The sequence below is a fragment of the Acidovorax sp. FJL06 genome, assembly GCF_003852545.1.
Classification (GTDB): domain Bacteria; phylum Pseudomonadota; class Gammaproteobacteria; order Burkholderiales; family Burkholderiaceae_C; genus Acidovorax.
In genome coordinates this window covers 108,313-125,294 of the sequence record NZ_QAJR01000001.1, presented here as the reverse complement: position 1 = coordinate 125,294, position 16,982 = coordinate 108,313, and the positions used below count along the sequence as shown (strand labels likewise).

Below are 16,982 nucleotides of genomic sequence, written 5' to 3'. Positions count from 1 at the left end.
CCCACCCTCCAGCCCACCGGGAGAAACCATGTTCGGCATCGCAGACTACGGCGCCTTTGTCGCCGCCATTGTGTTGTTTCTGCTTATCCCAGGCCCCGGCAATCTGGCGCTCATCACCTCCACCAGCAAGGGCGGCGTGCGCGGCGGCCTGGCGGCTACGATGGGCGTGATTGCGGGCGACCAGGTGCTGATGTGGGCGGCGGTGGCGGGTGTGGCCGCGCTGCTGGCCACCTACCCAGCGGCCTTCCATGCCGTGCAGTGGCTGGGGGCGGCCTACCTGGCCTGGCTGGGCTTCAAGATGCTCACGGCCAAGCCCGGCGCGCAACCGATCCTGAACATCGAGCCGCGCCACTATTTCAAGCAGGCGGGTCTCATCACCTTGCTCAACCCCAAGGCCATCGTGTTCTACATGGCGTTCTTCCCGCTGTTCGTGGACCCGGCCCGGCACCAAGGCATGCTGACCTTTGGGGTGATGGCGGCCACCGTGGCCGTCCTGACATTCCTCTACGGCCTGATCGCCGTGCTGCTCACGCACCACCTGGCCGAGCGCATGCGCGCCAACCCGCGCATCGGCCGCGTGCTGGAGAAACTGGCGGGCGTCTTCCTCATCGGCTTTGGCATCAAGCTGGCCATCTCCAAATAAAGCAACGACAACAACACGGACTGCAACACCCACATGGCCAAAATTTTCTGCGTTGCCAATCAGAAGGGTGGCGTTGGCAAGACCACCACCACCGTCAACCTCGCTGCGGGCCTGGCCAAGATCGGCCAGCGCGTGCTCATGGTGGACCTGGACCCGCAGGGCAACGCCACCATGGGTTCGGGCGTGGACAAGCGCAGCCTCGACCTCACGGTGTACGACGTGCTGCTCGAATCCGCCTCGGTGAAAGAGGCGGCCGTGCTGTCGGACAAATGCGGCTACTGGGTGCTGGGCGCCAACCGCGAGCTGGCAGGGGCCGAGGTGGAACTGGTCACGCTGGCGCACCGCGAAAAGCGCCTCAAGGCGGCGCTGGCCGAGGCAGATGCCGACTTCGACTTCGTGCTCATCGACTGCCCGCCGTCCTTGAGCATGCTCACGCTCAACGGCCTGTGTAGCGCGCATGGCGTGATCGTGCCCATGCAGTGCGAGTACTTCGCGCTGGAGGGCCTCACGGACCTGGTCAACACCATCAAGCAGGTGCACGCCAACCTCAACACCGACCTGCAGATCATCGGCCTGCTGCGCGTGATGTTCGACCCGCGCATCACGCTGCAGCAGCAGGTGAGCGACCAGCTCAAGGGCCACTTTGGCGACAAGGTGTTCAACAGTGTGATCCCGCGCAATGTGCGCCTGGCCGAGGCGCCCAGCTACGGGCTGCCCGGCGTGGTGTTCGACCCGGCGGCCAAGGGCAGCCACGCCTTTGTGGAGTTTGCGCAGGAGATGGTCGAGCGCGTGCAGGGCATGCCGGCCGCTGCGCCTGCGGTATCCTCAGAAAAAATGGCCTCTGGGGCTTGATGGGCAAGCGCTGGCAGCTACTGAATTGATAGTGACCATGAGAGCCTCCAACACCTTGCTGCTGCCCGGCTGGCAGAACTCCGGCCCTGGCCATTGGCAAAGCCTGTGGGAGGCCCGCCACGGCTACCACCGTGTGGAGCAGCACGACTGGATGCGCCCGCTGCGCGGCGACTGGTCGGCGCGCCTCGAAGAAACCGTGGCTGATGCCGAGGGCCCCGTGGTGCTGGCGGCCCACAGCCTGGGCTGCATCCTCACGGCCTGGTGGGCGGCGCACACCCGGCATGCGGCCAAGGTGCTTGGCGCGCTGCTGGTGGCACCGGGCGATGTGGAGCGGCCCGACCTGGCGGCGCAGATCCACGGCTGGGCGCCCATTGCGCGCCAGCCGCTGCCTTTTCCTACCGTGCTGGTGGGCAGCCGCAACGACCCGTACTGCAGCTTCGAGCGCGCCGAAGGGCTGGCCCAGGCCTGGGGGGCGCGCTTCATCGATTACGGCGAGCGCGGCCACATCAACGCTGAATCTGGTCTGGGCGAGTGGGTCGAAGGCCACGCCTGGCTGCGCGAACTGGCGGGTGATGCCGCATGAAGCTGCGGGCGTTCTGGCGCAAGCCCGCATCGGCTGAGCCGCTCGCAGCGCCACCGCCGCGAAGGCTCGATCCCGTCTGGATCGAGGCGCCGCTCACCATGCTCTCCTGGTTCCTGCCGGGCGGTGCGGTGGTGGTGGGCGCGCTGGGGCAGTTCATGCTGGCCCTGGTGCTGCTGATGGTGGCGTTCGGTGTGTGGCTGCGTCTGTGGCGCAGCCGCAAGAAGCGCCGCGCCATGGGCCAGGCAATAGGCCGAACCCCGCGTTGACAACCCCTTGTTTCTTATCCATGTCCAAAATCCATCTCGCCTCCATCGCCGACCAACTGCCCCGCGCCTGGAACTCCACGGTCGTGGGCCGGGCGGCAGGCGCCAACCTCAAGGTGCTGCGCATGGACGACGCGGCCTACCCCGACGAATCGCATGACTTTGACGAGGCGCTGCTGGTGCTGGACGGCTGCATGCGCCTCGCCCTGCAAGGCCAGGTCACCGAGGTGCACGCGGGCGAGGTGTTCATCGTCCCGGCGGGTGTGCCCCATGCCGTGGCGCCCGGCAGCCACGGCACGCTGGTCATCATCGACCGCTGAAGATTTCCCTCTCCCCATTCCTTTTCGAGAAGAAGACACCGTATGGTCACCAAAAAACCCAAGGGCCTCGGCCGCGGCCTGGAAGCCCTGCTGGGCCCCAAGGTCGAAGACAAAGTGGAGCAGGCCCAGGCCGCCGAGGCGGGCCTGCCCAGCAGCCTGCCCTTGAGCGAACTGGTGCCCGGCGTGTACCAGCCGCGCACGCGCATGGACGAAGGCGCGCTGTACGAGTTGGCTGAATCCATCAAGGCCCAGGGCATCATGCAGCCCATCCTGGTGCGGCGCCTGGTGGATGGCGAGCATGCAGGCAAGTACGAAATCATCGCGGGCGAGCGGCGCTTTCGGGCCTCGCGCCTGGCGGGCCTGGACCAGGTGCCGGTGCTGGTGCGCGATGTGCCCAACGAGTCCGCCGCCGCGATGGCGCTCATCGAGAACATCCAGCGCGAAGACCTGAACCCGCTGGAAGAGGCCCAGGGCCTGCAGCGCCTGGTGCGCGAATTTGGCCTCACGCACGAGCTGGCCGCGCAGGCCGTGGGCCGCTCGCGCAGCGCGGCCAGCAATCTGCTGCGGTTGTTGAACCTGGCCGAGCCCGTGCAGACCATGCTGATGGCGGGCGACATCGACATGGGCCATGCGCGCGCGCTGCTGTCGCTGGACCGCGCTGCGCAGATCACGGCGGGCAACCAGATCGCGGCCAAGAAGCTCTCGGTGCGCGAGGCCGAGGCGCTGGTCAAGAAGATCGGCGCCGAGTTCAGCCTGGTGCCGCAAAAGCCCAAGAAGGAAAAGTCGCGCGACTTGAAGCGGGTGGAAGAGGAGTTGTCGGACCTGCTCATGGCCGAGGTCGAGGTGCGCGTGAAAAAACGCGTCAAGCGCCATGGCAAGGTGGAAGACATGGGCGAGCTGGCGATCCAGTTTGGCTCGCTGGAAGCGCTCAACGGCTTGATCGACCGCCTGCGCGGTTAGGCCCTGGCCTGCTTGCCCCGGAGATGCGTGAAATAGCGCACACAAGCAGTTTCCACAGGTAACTTGCGCAGGCAAAATGCATCTGTGCGGGGCCTACACTGCGCTGCGTTCAACACACCCGGGTTGACCGCAAGGCCTTGGCAGGCAGCGATGCAATGCTGTGCTGCGGCCCGTGATGGTTTGCCGGGTGATTCCACCGCGTATCTCCCGGAGCAGACCCATGAACCCTTTGCGCCTTGTTCTGACCCCTGCCGGCCTGGCTGTTGGCCTGTGCCTGGCCTCACTGGGCGTGCATGCCCAGACCCCCAAGCCCCCCAAGGTCCAGCTGTGGATGGACCTGTCCACCGGCACCATGGCCGGCATGCCCGAGATGGACAGCCTGCCCGGCGGCGGTGGCATGCTCGGCGGCCTCATGGGGAGCATGGGCGGCGGCGCCGCGCAGGGCAGGGCGGGCGGCGGCAACACGGCCTATGGCCAGGCCCGTGCCATGTCCATCATGCCCCCGCGTGTCATCGACATCGCCTTGCACAACACGCTGCGCCCCGGCGTGGAGGCCAGCCAGGCCATCCCGCCCGGCATGCGCATGGGCGAATCCCTGCCGCTGATTCCGCCCCGCGCGCAGCCCACGCAGGCCGAGCCGGGCGAGGTGCCCCAGCAGTACCAGCAGCACCAGCCCAAGGGCCGCATCCTGCTGTACTGGGGCTGTGGCAGTGCGGTGCGCGCCGGCCAGCCGCGCGTGATCGACCTGGCGCGCGCCAAACCCTCGGACTATGCCCAGGCCTTTGCCGGCCGTGCCGTGCCCGACCGGGGGCCGCGCGTAGGCCCGGCCTATGCGCTGTACCCCAACGAACGCAACCAGGTGAGCCTGTCGCGGGACAGCTCGCTGGTGGGCGAACACCAGGTGCGTGGCGACGGCGTGCCCGCGTCCATGAAGTTCACGCTGGGCGCGGCGCAGGACCTGATGCCCGCCATCGACCTGCGCACCACCGGCAAGCCGCAGGACAGCATGGGCACTAGCTGGCAGCCCGTGCGCCATGCGCGCGCTTATTACCTGCATGCCATGTCGCAGAACGGGGACGACCTCGTGATGTGGTCCAGCGCCGAGACGCCCGACTCCGGCATGGGCCTGTTCGACTACCTCTCGCCCGCCACCATGGACCGCTGGCTCCAGGAGCGGGTGCTGCTGCAGCCCGAGACCACGCAGTGCGCCATCCCGCAGGGCATTTTTGCAGGCGGCGGGCGCGACGCCACGCCCATGCTGCGCATGGTGGCCTACGGCGGCGAAAGCCACATCGTGCACCCCCCGCGCCCGGCCGACCCCAAGGCCGCGTGGGAGCCCGAATGGGCGGTGCGCGTGCGTGTGAAGTCGCACACCATGGCCATGCTGGGCGAGGAGATGCAGGGCGCGCGGGGTGGCATGGGGGCTGCCCCGGCGGCCGCTCCGGGCGGTGCCTATTCGAGCGGCATGGGCGGTGCGCCAGCAGGCCCGCAGCCTGCTGGCGAGGGGGCTGCGGATGCTGCGGGCAGCGTGGTGAACCCCGTCAACCTGCTGCGCGGCCTGTTCGGGCGCTGAGAGCGGTTCCATGCTGGCCCTGCGCATGCCCTGGCCCCTGCCCGCGCTGATCGCGTGGGCCGGCGCATGGCTGATTTTTGTGGCGCTGCAGCGTGCGGTGCCACCGGTGGCGGCCCTGCTGGTGGCCTGCCTGCTGGGCACGGCCGCGAGCGTGCTGGGGGGCAGCTGGTGGCGGCGGGGGCTGATTGCGGCGGGGTTTCCCCTGTCGCTGGCGCTGCTGGGCGCAGCCAGCCTGCCCACCTGGGCCTGGCTGGTGCCGCTGTCGCTGCTGCTGCTGGTCTACCCGCTCAACGCCTGGCGCGATGCGCCGCTGTTCCCCACGCCGCGCCATGCGCTGCAGGCCCTGGCCGTGCAGGCGCCGCTGCCGCCGGGCGCGCGGGTGCTCGACGCGGGCTGTGGCCTGGGCGATGGCCTCAAGGCCCTGCGCCAGGCCTATCCCGCCGCCCAGCTCGAAGGGCTGGAGTGGAGCTGGCCGCTGCGCCTGCTGTGCGCCGTGCTGTGCCCCTGGGCCCGGGTGCGGCGCGCCGACATGTGGAAGGCCGACTGGAGCCCTTATCACATGGTCTATTTGTTCCAGCGCCCCGAAAGCATGGCCCGCGCGGCCGCCAAGGCCGAGGCCGAACTGGCCCCGGGCGCCTGGCTGGTGAGCCTGGAGTTCGCCGTGCCCGGTGTGCTGCCCAGCGCCCAGCTGCGTGCGCCGGGCGGGCGGGTGGTGTGGCTGTACCGCATGCCGCTGAACCGCGTGGAGGGGTGATGACATGCGCCGTGCCCTGCTTTGTGTGTCCGCCTGTGTCACAGGCCCCACACGGTTACAGAAAAGATACAAGCTTTTGCTACATTCCGCCCCTGGCTACAACCCCATACACAAGAACCAAGAAACTCACAGCCAGAGGGGGCCGTACGCAGCACGTTCATGCACCGGGAGGGGGCACACGGGCTGTCAGCGCCTGCCTTGTCCGGGATTTCCACCACGCATGCCGCGTCTGCAGCGCCACTTTTCAGAAAAGTCGCTGCAGCGCGATGCCATGCTGCGCGGGGGGAGCGCGGGGGTGTTTCTGGTGAGCAACCGACCGATCTGCAAGGAGCATCCATGACCACTCCCCTGTCCCGTTTTCGCCCCCGCCTGCTGTGGGTGCTGACGCTGAGCGCCGCCCTGACCGGCTGCGCCACCATGCAGAGCCATGACAAGCTGGCCACCGACATGCAGACGGCCGGCCGCAGCGGCGGCATTCCCGCTGCCATCACCCAGCTGGAAAGCACGGCCAAGACCGAAGACGAGAAAACCGCGCTGCTCTACAACATGGAACGTGGCGAGCTGCTGCGCATGGATCGCCGCTACCCCGACAGCACCAACGCCTTCCTGCTGGCCGACAACAAGGTCAAGGAATGGGAAGAAACCGCCAAGACCAACCCCAGCAAGCTCATGGGCACCGTGGGCGCCGCGTTGATCAGCGAGCGCCTGAAGGTCTACGAAGGCCAGGACTATGAAAAGGTGTGGGTGACCACGCGCCTGGCGCTCAACCGCATGGCCGTGGGCGACTTTGAAAATGCCCGCGTGGACATCAAGCGCACGCACGAACGCGAAGCCATCATTGCCGAATTCCGCGCCAAGGAAACCCTGGCCGCCGAGGAGGAAGCCAAGTCCAAGGGCGCCACATCGGGTGGCAAGGAGCTCAACGGCTACCCCGTCGAGACCCTCAACGACCCTGAAGTGCTGGCCCTCAAGAACGGCTACCAGAACGCCCTGTCCCACTACCTGGCCGGCTTCCTGTACGAAATGCTCAACGAGCCCGGCCTGGCCGCGCCCGGCTACCGCAAGGCCATCGAACTCAAGCCCGAAACCGCTGTGCTCGAAGAAGGCCTGCGTGGCCTGGATACCCGCACCGGCTTCACCTGGAAGCGCCGCCAGCGCATGACCGACGTGCTCTTCATCGTCGAAGCCGGTGACGCCCCCGCGCGCAAGCCCAAGGCCTTCACCATCCCCGTGCCCACGGGCCGTGGTTTGGTCACCGCCAGCATTTCCTACCCCGTGATCGAGCCGTCCAAGGACGCGCTGCTGACCACCGTTTCTGCCGCCGGCACTGACCTCAAGCTGGAGAAGGTGGTGGACGTGAACGTGATGGCGCGCCGTGCGCTCAAGGACGAAATGCCTGGCATGGTGCTGCGCGGCTTCACCCGCGCCGTGGCCAAGGGCGTGCTGCAGAACGAGCTGCAAAAGCGCGGCGGCCTGATCGGCGGCCTCATCGGCGCGGCCGCCTCGGTGGCCACCGAGCAGGCCGACGACCGCATGTGGCGCATGCTGCCCGGCCGCGTGTATGTGGCCCGTGGCTACCTGCCCCCTGGCGAACACCTGGTGAGCGTGAACGGCCGCCAGCTGCCCCAGCCCATCAAGATCGACGGCCAGTACGCGCTGGTGCCCCTGCGCATGTATGACAACAGCGTGCTGACCGGCGACGTGGCCATGCTGGGCCAGCTGCCTGCGGTGGCTGCCGCGCAACCGGCCCCGGCGGCGGCTGCGGCCCCGGCGGCCCCGGCGGCCCCGGTGCGCACCACCACCAACAACCGTGCGCGCACTGTGCCCTCGTCCACGGTGAAGCCCACGGCAGCCCAGCCCGCAGCGGCCGCCAAGAACTGACCCCTGTTTCCGACCCCATTCAAGGAGCCTCTGGCATGAGAACCCGTTTTGTCCCCGCCGCGATCCCCGCAGTGCTGTGCGCGGCCCTGATGACCCTGGCGGGCAGCGCCAGCGCCCAACTGCACGACCCGGCCACGCCGCTGGCCGTGGCCGCCAAGGTGGCACTGCGTGGCGAGGCCAACAGCATCGCCGTGCGCGAGATGCGCATCGTGCGCAAGAACGACATCCTCGTCGTGCAGGCCGACATGGCCAACATGGGCCGTACCGACCGCACCGTGTTCTACCGCTTCAAGTGGCTGGACAACGTGGGCAACCAGGTGGGCGATGGCGAATCCTGGAAGCAGATGAGCGTGCTCGGCCTGGGCCAGCAGACCGTGAAAAGCGTGGCGCCCACCAGCGCCGCCGTGGACCTGCGCCTGGAAATGAATGTGGAGCCGCGCTGAGATGAAGCTCCCCCTGAGTCGCTGCGCGCCTTCCCCCTCTCTCACGCTGCGCGTGGGAGGGGGACGCAGCCAGCGCGGCGGGGCGGCCCTTGCGCGGCTGCCCGCGCTTGAGGCGCGCCAGTTTCGGGCGTTGCAGTTAGCGCAAAGCGCTATGTATCACTAAGGAAATCAACACCATGACCAAGAACCGCATCCAGCGCAGCGCGCTCATCCTGGCCCTTGCGGCCGGTACCCTGGCCCTCTCGGCCTGCCAGAACCTGTCTTCGCCCACCGTGCGTTTTGACCGCCAGGTCAACTACGGCGACGCCAAGGCCGTCGAGCTGGTGACCAACGAGTTCGGCTCCACCGACCTGCAGATGATCGCCGAGAAGATGACCGGCGGCCTGCTCGAAACCGGTATCTTCCAGGGCCGCCCCACGGTGACGATCTCCACCGTCAAGAACAAGACCAGCGAGTACATCGACACCACCAACGTGATGAACTCCATCCAGACCGCGCTGGTCAAGTCGGGCAAGGTGCGCTTTGTGCGCTCCATCAACGAGATGCAGGCCGGCGTGGACGAGCTGCAGCGCCAGAACCAGAGCGGCCTGTACAAGCAGGGCACCACCGCCAAGGTCGGCCAGATGACGGCGGCCAAGTACAGCATGGAAGGCGAGCTGACCAGCATCGTCAAGCAGAACAACGCGACCAAGGACGTGTACTACAAGTTCACGCTCAAGCTGTTTGACGTGCAGGAAGGCACGATCGAGTGGCAGGACGAAAAGGAAATCCGCAAGACCAGCAAGCGCTGAAGCAGGACATCCCCCTGAGGCGCTGCGCGCCTTCCCCCTTCTCTCGGCTTCGCCGGGAAGGGGGACGACGCCCTCGCTGCGGGGCGGCCCTTGCTCGGCGTCCCTTGCCTGAGGCGCGCCAGTAGCCCGGCGATGTGAGCAATGACCCGCATCGTTTGAAGAACACAGACTTTCCGTTAGCTCACAAGGAGCACACCATGCAACGCAGAACCACTCTCCACACGGCCCTGGCCGTGATCGCGGCCACCACGCTGGCCTGGGGCACCGCCGCCCAGGCGCAGCAGCCGGGCGCTGCCCCCAAGATCGCCGTGACCGACCTGGCCTATGCCCAGCGCGTGTCCGAGTACTTCCTGGCCGGCACCTACCAGCGCAGCAGCCAGATGAGCGCGCAAAGCAGCCAGGGCGGCGGCCACAGCCACGGCATGTACGGCGGCTCGGGCTCGTATTCGGGCCAGCAGTCCATGCAGGCGTCCGAGCAGGCCAGCGGCACCTATGTGGCCGGCCGCTACAGCTACATCGAGCAGCGCGAGCTGGGGGGCTACACCAACGACATCAAGGGCGCGATCCTGCAGGGCACCTACTTCCGCCTGATCCAGGGCAAGGGCTTTGACGCCGGCAAGCCCCAGCCCAGCAAGGCCGAGCAGGTCTTGAACCAGGTGCAGGGCGGCAAGATGGCCACGCCCCAGGCGCAGCCCCAGGTGGCCGATGTGATCAGCCGCATCAAGAAGGGCGAGTTCAATGGCGCGGACTATGTGCTGTTCGGCGTGGTGTCGAGCATCGACTTCACCGACGCGCTCTCGCCCCTGCAAGGCACCACCAGCGCCACGCGCCAGTACGGCCTGCAACTGCTGGCCGACTTCTCGCTCATCAACACCAAGACCTACGAGATCAAGGCCGCGTTCTCCGCCCAGGGCGAAGGCAACGACACCAAGATCCTGTCGGTCCGTGGCGACATCGCCCCGCCCAACCGCGCCAAGGTGATGCGCGAGACCTCGCTGTCGCTCGCGCAGGACGTGTACCAGCAGCTCGCCGGGCAACTGGGCTACACCGATGCCAACCTGGCGCGCGGCGTGCGCCCGCCACCGGTGTACCAGCAAGGCGGCCAACCCATGCCCGTGCCGCAGCCCCAGCAGCCCGAGCAGGTGCTGATCCTCAAGTAAACCCTGCCGATGTTCTACGCCGTGGCGCATTGTTCTGTCGCTGCGAGCCCATCGCCTCAGGCCAGCCACGTGCTGGCCTTTTTCATGGGCGCGCGGTGGTGGGCGGGGCGGGTGATGCTCGCCGCTGCGGTGGGCGCTGGGCTGGGGGGCTGTGCGGCCGCGCCTTCCACCCCGCCATCTGCAGCGGCCAGCACCGCAGCGCCCACCCGCACCTTCCAGTCCCTGGTGTTGCCCGGCGAAGGCGGCGTGGCCCTGGAGGCCCTGCAGCGCAGCGAGCGGGTGCCGCCCCTGCGCTACCGGGTGATCGTGGTCCCTGGCTCGGGCTGTGCGGGCCTGGGGGCGTTGGCCGACCGCTACTTTGCCGGGCTACTGCACGCCCAGGTGCTGGTGCTGCACAAGCCCGGGGTAAGCCCTGGCGACCGCACTGCCCCCGCCGATTGCCCGCACCGCTTTGTGGTGCGCGACCGGCACTCCACCTGGCTCGCGCACGCCCGCGCGGCCCTGCGCGCCGATGCCCGGTTGCGCCAGGGGCAGCCCGCGGTGCCGCAGCTGCTGGTGGGCATCTCCGAAGGGGCAGAACTGCTGCCCGCGCTGGCGCCCGAGGTGCCGCAGCTCGCCGGCCTGGTGCTCATCGGCTCCAGTGGGCTGGACCCGCAGGAGGCCGGGGCCCTGCAGGCCCGCCGCCTGGGCGTGGAGGGCGACTGGACCGCGCTGGCGCAGACCGTGGCGGGCGCTCCGCCCGACAGCGTGGTGGTGCAGGGGCGCAGCCTGGGCTACTGGCGCGACCTGCAGCACTGGCCGTTGACCTTGCCGCTGCTGCGCAGCCCCTGGCCGCTGCTGCAGGTGTGGGGCGGTGATGACGCGCTGGTGCCCGCCGTGGCCTATGCGCGTTTTGCGGAGCTGGCCGCCTCGCGCACCGCGCCCTACTGCGCGCGGCGCATGGAGGGCGCCGACCACGGCCTGCAGCGCCGCACATCCGGTGGGGAGGGCCAGGACGGCGTGCAGCAGCTGTGGGCGTGGACCGAGCAGTGGGCGCGTGCGCCTGGTGCGGGCCTGTGCGGGCCGCTGAACCGCTGAGGCACCCAGCTTCAGGGCATAGATTTGCTCTTGTTTTGATAGCTTGTAGCGCTTGACCATCAAGCGCTACAAGGGGTTTTATGTCCTGTGTCCCTGCGGATCAGCGCTGCGGCCCCGGTGCGGCGCAGATGCCCGCTGCGCGCGGCGGGGTGGTGCACACCATGCGCAGCCGGGCAGAGAAGCTGCCGTTGCCCATACCCGAGCTGGACGCTTCCAGCCAGGGCAGCTCGTTGCGAACACGCTCCATGGCCGCGCGGACATCGGCCTCGCTGCCGCGTCCTTCCAGCGTGACCAGGGCGCCGTCCACCAGATCCAGCCGCGTGAGCGTGACGGCGCTGCCCAGCACCGGCCGCAGGGCATCCTCCACCTGCTCGCGGGTGTAGCTGCTGCCCGTGGCGGGCAGGCACCGGCTGGGTTCACCCGGCGCCGCGCACAGGAACGTGACCAGCACGCGGAAGGCCACGCGCTCGCCTTCGGCGCGGATCCAGGCCACCTGCGGGTTGCGCACCTCGCCCGAGCGCTGCAGGTCCTTCACAAACTGGCGCACGGCCTGGTCATTGGGCGCGCGGCCTTCCAGCGCGGCGCCGTCCTTCCACAGGTCCACCTTGCCCAGTGCCATGCCCGGCAGCAGCACGGGCTGCAGCACATCGCTCACCCGCTGGCGGGGCGAGAGGGGCTCACCGCTCGCGGCCCGCACCGTGGGGGCCGGCGCGGCCGAGGGGTCGGGCGCCGGCAGCACCGGCATGGGCCCGGCGCGGCCCATCACGTCCTGCTGCAGCGCGCGGGTTTCGTCGCGCAGCGCACCGGTCAGGGGCAGGGCGTCCACCCGGCCCGCAGGCACCTTCAGCGCGTTGACCGGGCCGTCGATCCAGATGGGGTACTGGTGCGCAATGGCGCCCGGCGCGCGGGCGGGCTGGTAGTAGCCCGCATCGGTGTCCTGGCCGATGCGGATCGAAAACCGCGCCCCGGTGGTGAGGGCGCTCACGCCCACATGGCGTGCGTTCATGTCGTGGAACAGCAGTGCGCTGCTGCTTTGTGTGCTGTGCAGCTTCAGCCACTCGATCTGGCCTGTGCCACCGGCCTTGGCCCAGGCATTGGAGCTCAGGCTGAGCAGGCCCAGGCGCACACCGTAGAACCACAGGCGCATGTCGGCACTGGGGTTCAGGGAGATGCGCAGCACGGGCAGCTCCACGCGATCGAACAGCAGCGCCAGCCGGTCGCCGCGAACGAGCATCTCGTGCGCCGTGGCCAGCTGCAGCGTGAAGCAGACGGCCCCGGTGTCGGCACCCAGGCGGGGGATGGCCGGGGCCGCAGGCCCGGCGGCAATCGTCACGTCGCGCACCGGGGGCAGGGCGCGGCGCTGGCGGTCGGCCACCAGGGTGTCTTCTGTCACGCTGAAGGAACCCCGCCCCAGGAACAGCCGGTTCTCGGCCCCCGACACCACGCGCACCGTGCAGTCGTTGGCGATGATGTGCACCTGCCGCAGATTCCCCAGGCGGCCCGTGGCAGGGTCCCAGGGGCGCTCGCGCGCATCGCGCAGCAGGTTGGCGCGCTCGATCAGCGTGTCGGGCGTCACGTCCAGCGGCGCGGCGGGGGCGAGGAAGGGTGCCGTGCACAGCAGGGCCAGAAGGAGGGGGCGCAGGGGTGGTTTCATGCTGGGTGCATGGTATCGGCATGGGGCGTGGGGGCCCTGCTGCGGAGATGTCAGGTGTTTTGGATGGGCTCCGGCAGTGCCAATGCTCCACGGCAGAATGTGTTGGGAAATTCCCGTTTCCTCGTAAACAAGTTGCCAGTTGCTCTGACACAACCTGTCGCAGCTTTTGTCTACATTGCCTTTCGTCACCACCCAAGTCCCACTTCGCATGAACACCCGTGTCACCCGCCGCACCAGCGCCAAAGGAGAAAAGCTGGCGCAACGCCTAGCTCAGATCCTGGCGCAACTGCATCAGGGAGATATTGTTGATAAACATCGGTTGGCGCGGGACTTTGAGGTGGATGTGCGAACGATTGAACGCGACCTGGGCGAACGCCTGTACGGTATTGCTGAGCGCACTCCCGAAGGCCGTTGGCAACTGGCCCACGCGGCCCGCGCCTTGATCCCCGCAAGCCATCTCGGCGTCTACGCCCGGTTGGCAGGTACCGAGCATCTGTTTCCGGACAACAGCCTGGGTTATCTCCTGGGGCTTCTGGACACGCAAAAGTCTGTTGGGCACGCAGTACGGGTTCAGCCCATGCCCAGCGAAGACCTGCAAGGGCTGGGCCCGCAGTTCGCCTTGCTGCAGAGGGCCATTGAGCAGCACCACGAATGCCGATTCACCTACAAGGCCAAGCCTCGTCATGTCCAGCCCTATCGTTTGATTCACAACAATGGCGTGTGGTACCTGGCCGCTGCAGAAGGGCGGCAGCTCAAGAGCTTCAGCGTGGCACTGATTCAGTCTCTGCAACCGGATGAAGCCAGTCATTTCACCCCGGACCGGCGGCACCATGACTACATCAACCGCAAAGAGGACATGTGGTTCGCCCCCGACACCACGGAGGTACTTCTGCGCGTTGATTCTGAGGTAGCGCATTACTTCGTGCGACGCGCCATCCTGCCCAAGCAGCAGCACAGGCAGGACGCGGATGGGTCGTTGCTTGTCACGGCCCATGTCAGCCACCTGAACCAGTTGTTGCCCGTGGTGCGTTATTGGCTGCCACATGTGCGCATCGTGCAGCCGTTGGCCTGGCACCAGGCGCTGGTCCATTGCCTGGAGCAAGCGCTGGCGAAATGGGGGGCGGGTTCGCAAGGCGCGCGGGACGCGTCTCCCGTTGATGCGTAGTCTGCGGCGGTACCTAGTTAACAGAGCACTCTTTCCCCCGCTATGCCAAACCACTTTTCTACGGAAGAACACCCCGTGCGTGCCCTGTCGAAATCCAAGCTGATTGCTTTCAGGCAGTGCCCCAAGCGTTTCTGGCTGGAAGTCCACCAACCCGGGGCGCGGCGAGACTCCGCAGCTACGCAAGCCGTTTTCCAGACGGGCCATGCGGTGGGGGCCGTGGCGCAGCAAATCTATGACCCGGCGGGTGATGGCGCAACAATCGATTTGCAGGCCGAGGGTGTGGCTGCGGCGGTGGAAAAGACCCGCAAGCTTCTGCAGGCGCGCAAGCCACTGTTTGAAGCTGGTATGTCTGCGGCGGGGGGGCTTGCATTCGCCGATGTGATGCTGCCGGTCATGGATGGCGCAACGCCGGCCTGGAAGATGGTAGAGGTCAAGTCATCGACTTCTGTCAAAAACTACCAGGAAGACGATGCCGCCATTCAAAGCTACATCGCACGGGCTGCGGGCATTGAAGTGCGCAGCGTTTGTATTGCACACATCGACGCGGCGTGGATTTACCCGGGCGAGGGCAACTACCAGGGTTTGCTCGTTGAGAAAGATGTCACCGAAGGCGCCTTTGCACGCAGCGGGGAGGTGGCGGCATGGATTGGCAACGCGCAGCGGGTGGCCGCGCAGGCCGTGCCTCCGGATGTGCAGATGGGGACGCAGTGCGAAACCCCTTTTCCCTGCGGGTTTCAGGAACATTGTCGAAAGTACCTGCCTTCGGCGGAGTTCCCTGTTGCCTGGCTGCCGCGCACTTCATCCAAAGCGCTCAAGGATTTTCTGGCTCACACTGGCGTACAAGACATGCGGGATGTACCCAAAGCGCTGCTCACCCCTCTGCAACGCCGTGTGCGTGATGCCACCGTTTCGGGACGGGCGTACTTTGATGCCGAAGGCGCCAAGCAGGATCTGCGCCCGTATCCCTTGCCTGCGTACTTTCTGGATTTCGAAACCATCCAGTTTGGAGTGCCCCGGTGGGCAGGTACGCGGCCATTCCAGATGCTGCCTTTTCAGTTCAGCCTGCACCAGATGGATGCGCAGGGGCAACTGAGCCATGAGTCCTTTCTAGATATCTCCGGCAACGAGCCCTCGGAAGCGTTTGCCGCGCAATTGGTCCGCACTTGTGCACAGCCGCTTCCCGTTTTCGTCTACCACGCAGGATTTGAAGGCAGCCGCCTGAAGGAACTCGCCCAGCGCTTTCCCGCCTTGGCCCCAGAACTGGAGGCGATTCGCGACAGGCTGGTGGATCTGCTGCCAATTGCACAGGCTCGGTATTACGACCCGCGCCAGCACGGGAGCTGGAGCATCAAGAAAGTGTTGCCCGCCATAGCGCCCCATCTAGGATATGACGCGCTGACGGGTGTGCAGGACGGCGGCATGGCAATGGCTGCGTACCTTGAAGCCATCGCACCGGCCACGTCACCACAGCGCAAGGCGCTGATTCGCGATGAACTCTTGGCGTATTGCGCGCTGGATACGCTGGCGATGGTGGAGATCTGGAAAAAATTTTCGCAAAGTTACTCAATACCTCAACCCACAGGCAGTACCCAAGGAGAAAAAGCCATGTTGACCCAATCCCCTGCGCATTCCGAATCTGCAAGCGAAGTTCCGTTTTTCGCGGCCCTGATGCAGCACCTGATGCAAGGCACCATGATTCCCAAGGTGCAGGTTGAGCGCTCCATCGGACCGATCATCGGCTTCTTTCTGGCCGACGCACTGGCGTCTAAGCCGGACGATGACATCGTGATGCTGTGCCCGGAGTTTCCGATCCAGAAGGCTGGCAACAACCAGTCCACCAACATCGACTGGTTAATGCTCAATCTCGCCACGCGAGAACTGCTGTTGGTGGAACTGAAGACCACGGACACAACCTTCCGTCCAGAACAGGCCGCTATCTATCGGGAACTTCAGAACAAGATTGTCCGAGAGGGGTCTGCGGCGTTCCTTCTGGATGACCTGGACGCGATTGGAGCCGCCTCCCAGGAGCGGGGCAAGTACCAGAACGTGCGCAACCTGCTGGCGCAAGGGTTTGGTGCCTCTGATGCCAATGGATTGCGCGAAGCCTTGGGCCACTGCTCACGCGCCAAGGTCATCTATCTGGCACCTCAGGTGAGCAAGCCGGTGGATTGGCCGACCGGTGAGGATGGTTGGACCTGGATGTCGTTCGCTGACCTGCCAGAGTCGCTCGATGCGCATGACTATGCCGACCAGTGGCCCGCCGTGCGAAGCAGCCTGCTGTCGCTGGACTTGCTCACGCGCCGGTTGCGTAATGGCGATGTCCCTTCTGCCTCGGGAGCCAGGAACTATCGGGAGGTGCTCGATTTCGATACGCTTCTGCAACGGTGCCGAATGGAGGGGGCCTCTTGGGTCGTGGGTCTGAAGAACTGGCGTTCAGCGCTGCCGACAATGACCCTTGAGCAACTCCGAGCGAAGGCCTACAAGTGTGACCTTGCAGAAGGTGGTGTGGGCAAGAAGCTTGGAAGCAACTGGATTGCGGGTGGCCAGTTCCTGGCGCACGTCGAGAAATTGCTCGACCGCTGATAACTCAGAGCTTTTGGCGCGAAGTCCGCGTGGGTCTCTGTTTGGTGCGAAGTTGATTTGGAGGCAATCTCAATTGGTGACATGCACGCAAATTTCCAAGGACGCGTTGATTGTTGGCCGTTGGTACGCAGGGCGAGGGCGCAACGCAAACATCGGAATGTGGAACGGTGAGGATTTTCTTGTCCTCGCGGAAGTTGGTCAGAAGGTGGGTCCAGGCCCTCGTGAGTGGGTGAAAAGCTGGGGCGTGAAAAGGGAGCCCTATTTCCAAGCTGATGGGGGG

Annotated in this window: 16 protein-coding genes; 15 read left to right on the top strand and 1 reads right to left on the bottom strand. The window is 66.6% G+C overall.

From position 1 onward, the window contains the following. Positions 1–28: 28 nt before the first annotated feature. From DBV10_RS00545 to DBV10_RS00485, 13 genes are all read left to right on the top strand, one after another. Positions 29–643 (top strand): LysE family transporter, encoded by a 615-nt coding sequence (locus DBV10_RS00545; RefSeq protein ID WP_124509564.1) that lies wholly within the window; start codon positions 29–31, stop codon positions 641–643. 33 nt (positions 644–676) lie between these two features. After that, positions 677–1,495 carry a ParA family protein gene (locus DBV10_RS00540; protein ID WP_124509562.1) on the top strand — a complete coding sequence of 273 codons (819 nt, stop codon included), beginning with the start codon at positions 677–679 and terminating at the stop codon, positions 1,493–1,495. Between the two features lie 37 nt (positions 1,496–1,532). Further along, entirely contained in the window at positions 1,533–2,078 is a 546-nt protein-coding gene (locus DBV10_RS00535; RefSeq protein WP_124509560.1) for an alpha/beta hydrolase, read from the top strand. Then, complete coding sequence (locus tag DBV10_RS00530; RefSeq protein ID WP_124509558.1) at positions 2,075–2,344, top strand: hypothetical protein; 270 nt, start codon at positions 2,075–2,077, stop codon at positions 2,342–2,344. The genes DBV10_RS00535 and DBV10_RS00530 overlap by 4 nt, the downstream gene beginning before the upstream one ends. Before the next feature lie 20 nt (positions 2,345–2,364). After that, complete coding sequence (locus DBV10_RS00525) at positions 2,365–2,661, top strand: cupin domain-containing protein (protein ID WP_124509556.1); 297 nt, start codon at positions 2,365–2,367, stop codon at positions 2,659–2,661. Between the two features lie 42 nt (positions 2,662–2,703). Next, positions 2,704–3,621 (top strand): ParB/RepB/Spo0J family partition protein, encoded by a 918-nt coding sequence (locus tag DBV10_RS00520; protein WP_124509554.1) that lies wholly within the window; start codon positions 2,704–2,706, stop codon positions 3,619–3,621. Between the two features lie 220 nt (positions 3,622–3,841). Continuing rightward, positions 3,842–5,194 (top strand): hypothetical protein, encoded by a 1,353-nt coding sequence (locus tag DBV10_RS00515; RefSeq protein ID WP_124509552.1) that lies wholly within the window; start codon positions 3,842–3,844, stop codon positions 5,192–5,194. Positions 5,195–5,204: 10 nt separating this feature from the next. After that, on the top strand, positions 5,205–5,948 hold the full coding sequence (locus DBV10_RS00510) for a class I SAM-dependent methyltransferase (RefSeq protein ID WP_124509550.1): 744 nt from the start codon (positions 5,205–5,207) through the stop codon (positions 5,946–5,948). Positions 5,949–6,284: 336 nt separating this feature from the next. Beyond that, the gene (locus DBV10_RS00505) at positions 6,285–7,829 is read left to right on the top strand and encodes a COG3014 family protein (RefSeq protein WP_124509548.1); all 1,545 of its coding nucleotides are present in this window, start codon (positions 6,285–6,287) and stop codon (positions 7,827–7,829) included. 35 nt (positions 7,830–7,864) lie between these two features. Further along, complete coding sequence (locus tag DBV10_RS00500; RefSeq protein ID WP_124509546.1) at positions 7,865–8,272, top strand: YcfL family protein; 408 nt, start codon at positions 7,865–7,867, stop codon at positions 8,270–8,272. 176 nt (positions 8,273–8,448) lie between these two features. Then, a complete protein-coding gene (gene lpoB / locus DBV10_RS00495; protein WP_124509544.1) occupies positions 8,449–9,063 on the top strand; it encodes a penicillin-binding protein activator LpoB in 615 nt (204 codons plus the stop codon). A gap of 197 nt (positions 9,064–9,260) precedes the next feature. After that, positions 9,261–10,223 carry a hypothetical protein gene (locus DBV10_RS00490; protein ID WP_124509542.1) on the top strand — a complete coding sequence of 321 codons (963 nt, stop codon included), beginning with the start codon at positions 9,261–9,263 and terminating at the stop codon, positions 10,221–10,223. Positions 10,224–10,292: 69 nt separating this feature from the next. Next, on the top strand, positions 10,293–11,300 hold the full coding sequence (locus tag DBV10_RS00485; RefSeq protein ID WP_370451077.1) for an alpha/beta hydrolase: 1,008 nt from the start codon (positions 10,293–10,295) through the stop codon (positions 11,298–11,300). A 100-nt stretch (positions 11,301–11,400) separates the two neighbouring features. On the opposite strand, the gene DBV10_RS00480 is transcribed toward DBV10_RS00485, so the two are convergent. Then, complete coding sequence (locus DBV10_RS00480) at positions 11,401–12,954, bottom strand: hypothetical protein (RefSeq protein WP_124509540.1); 1,554 nt, start codon at positions 12,952–12,954, stop codon at positions 11,401–11,403. A 208-nt stretch (positions 12,955–13,162) separates the two neighbouring features. Between DBV10_RS00480 and DBV10_RS00475 the strand changes: the two genes are divergently transcribed. Beyond that, the gene (locus tag DBV10_RS00475; RefSeq protein ID WP_124509538.1) at positions 13,163–14,119 is read left to right on the top strand and encodes a YafY family protein; all 957 of its coding nucleotides are present in this window, start codon (positions 13,163–13,165) and stop codon (positions 14,117–14,119) included. A 75-nt stretch (positions 14,120–14,194) separates the two neighbouring features. Then, the gene (locus DBV10_RS00470) at positions 14,195–16,702 is read left to right on the top strand and encodes a DUF2779 domain-containing protein (protein ID WP_233589749.1); all 2,508 of its coding nucleotides are present in this window, start codon (positions 14,195–14,197) and stop codon (positions 16,700–16,702) included. Positions 16,703–16,982: the final 280 nt, after the last annotated feature.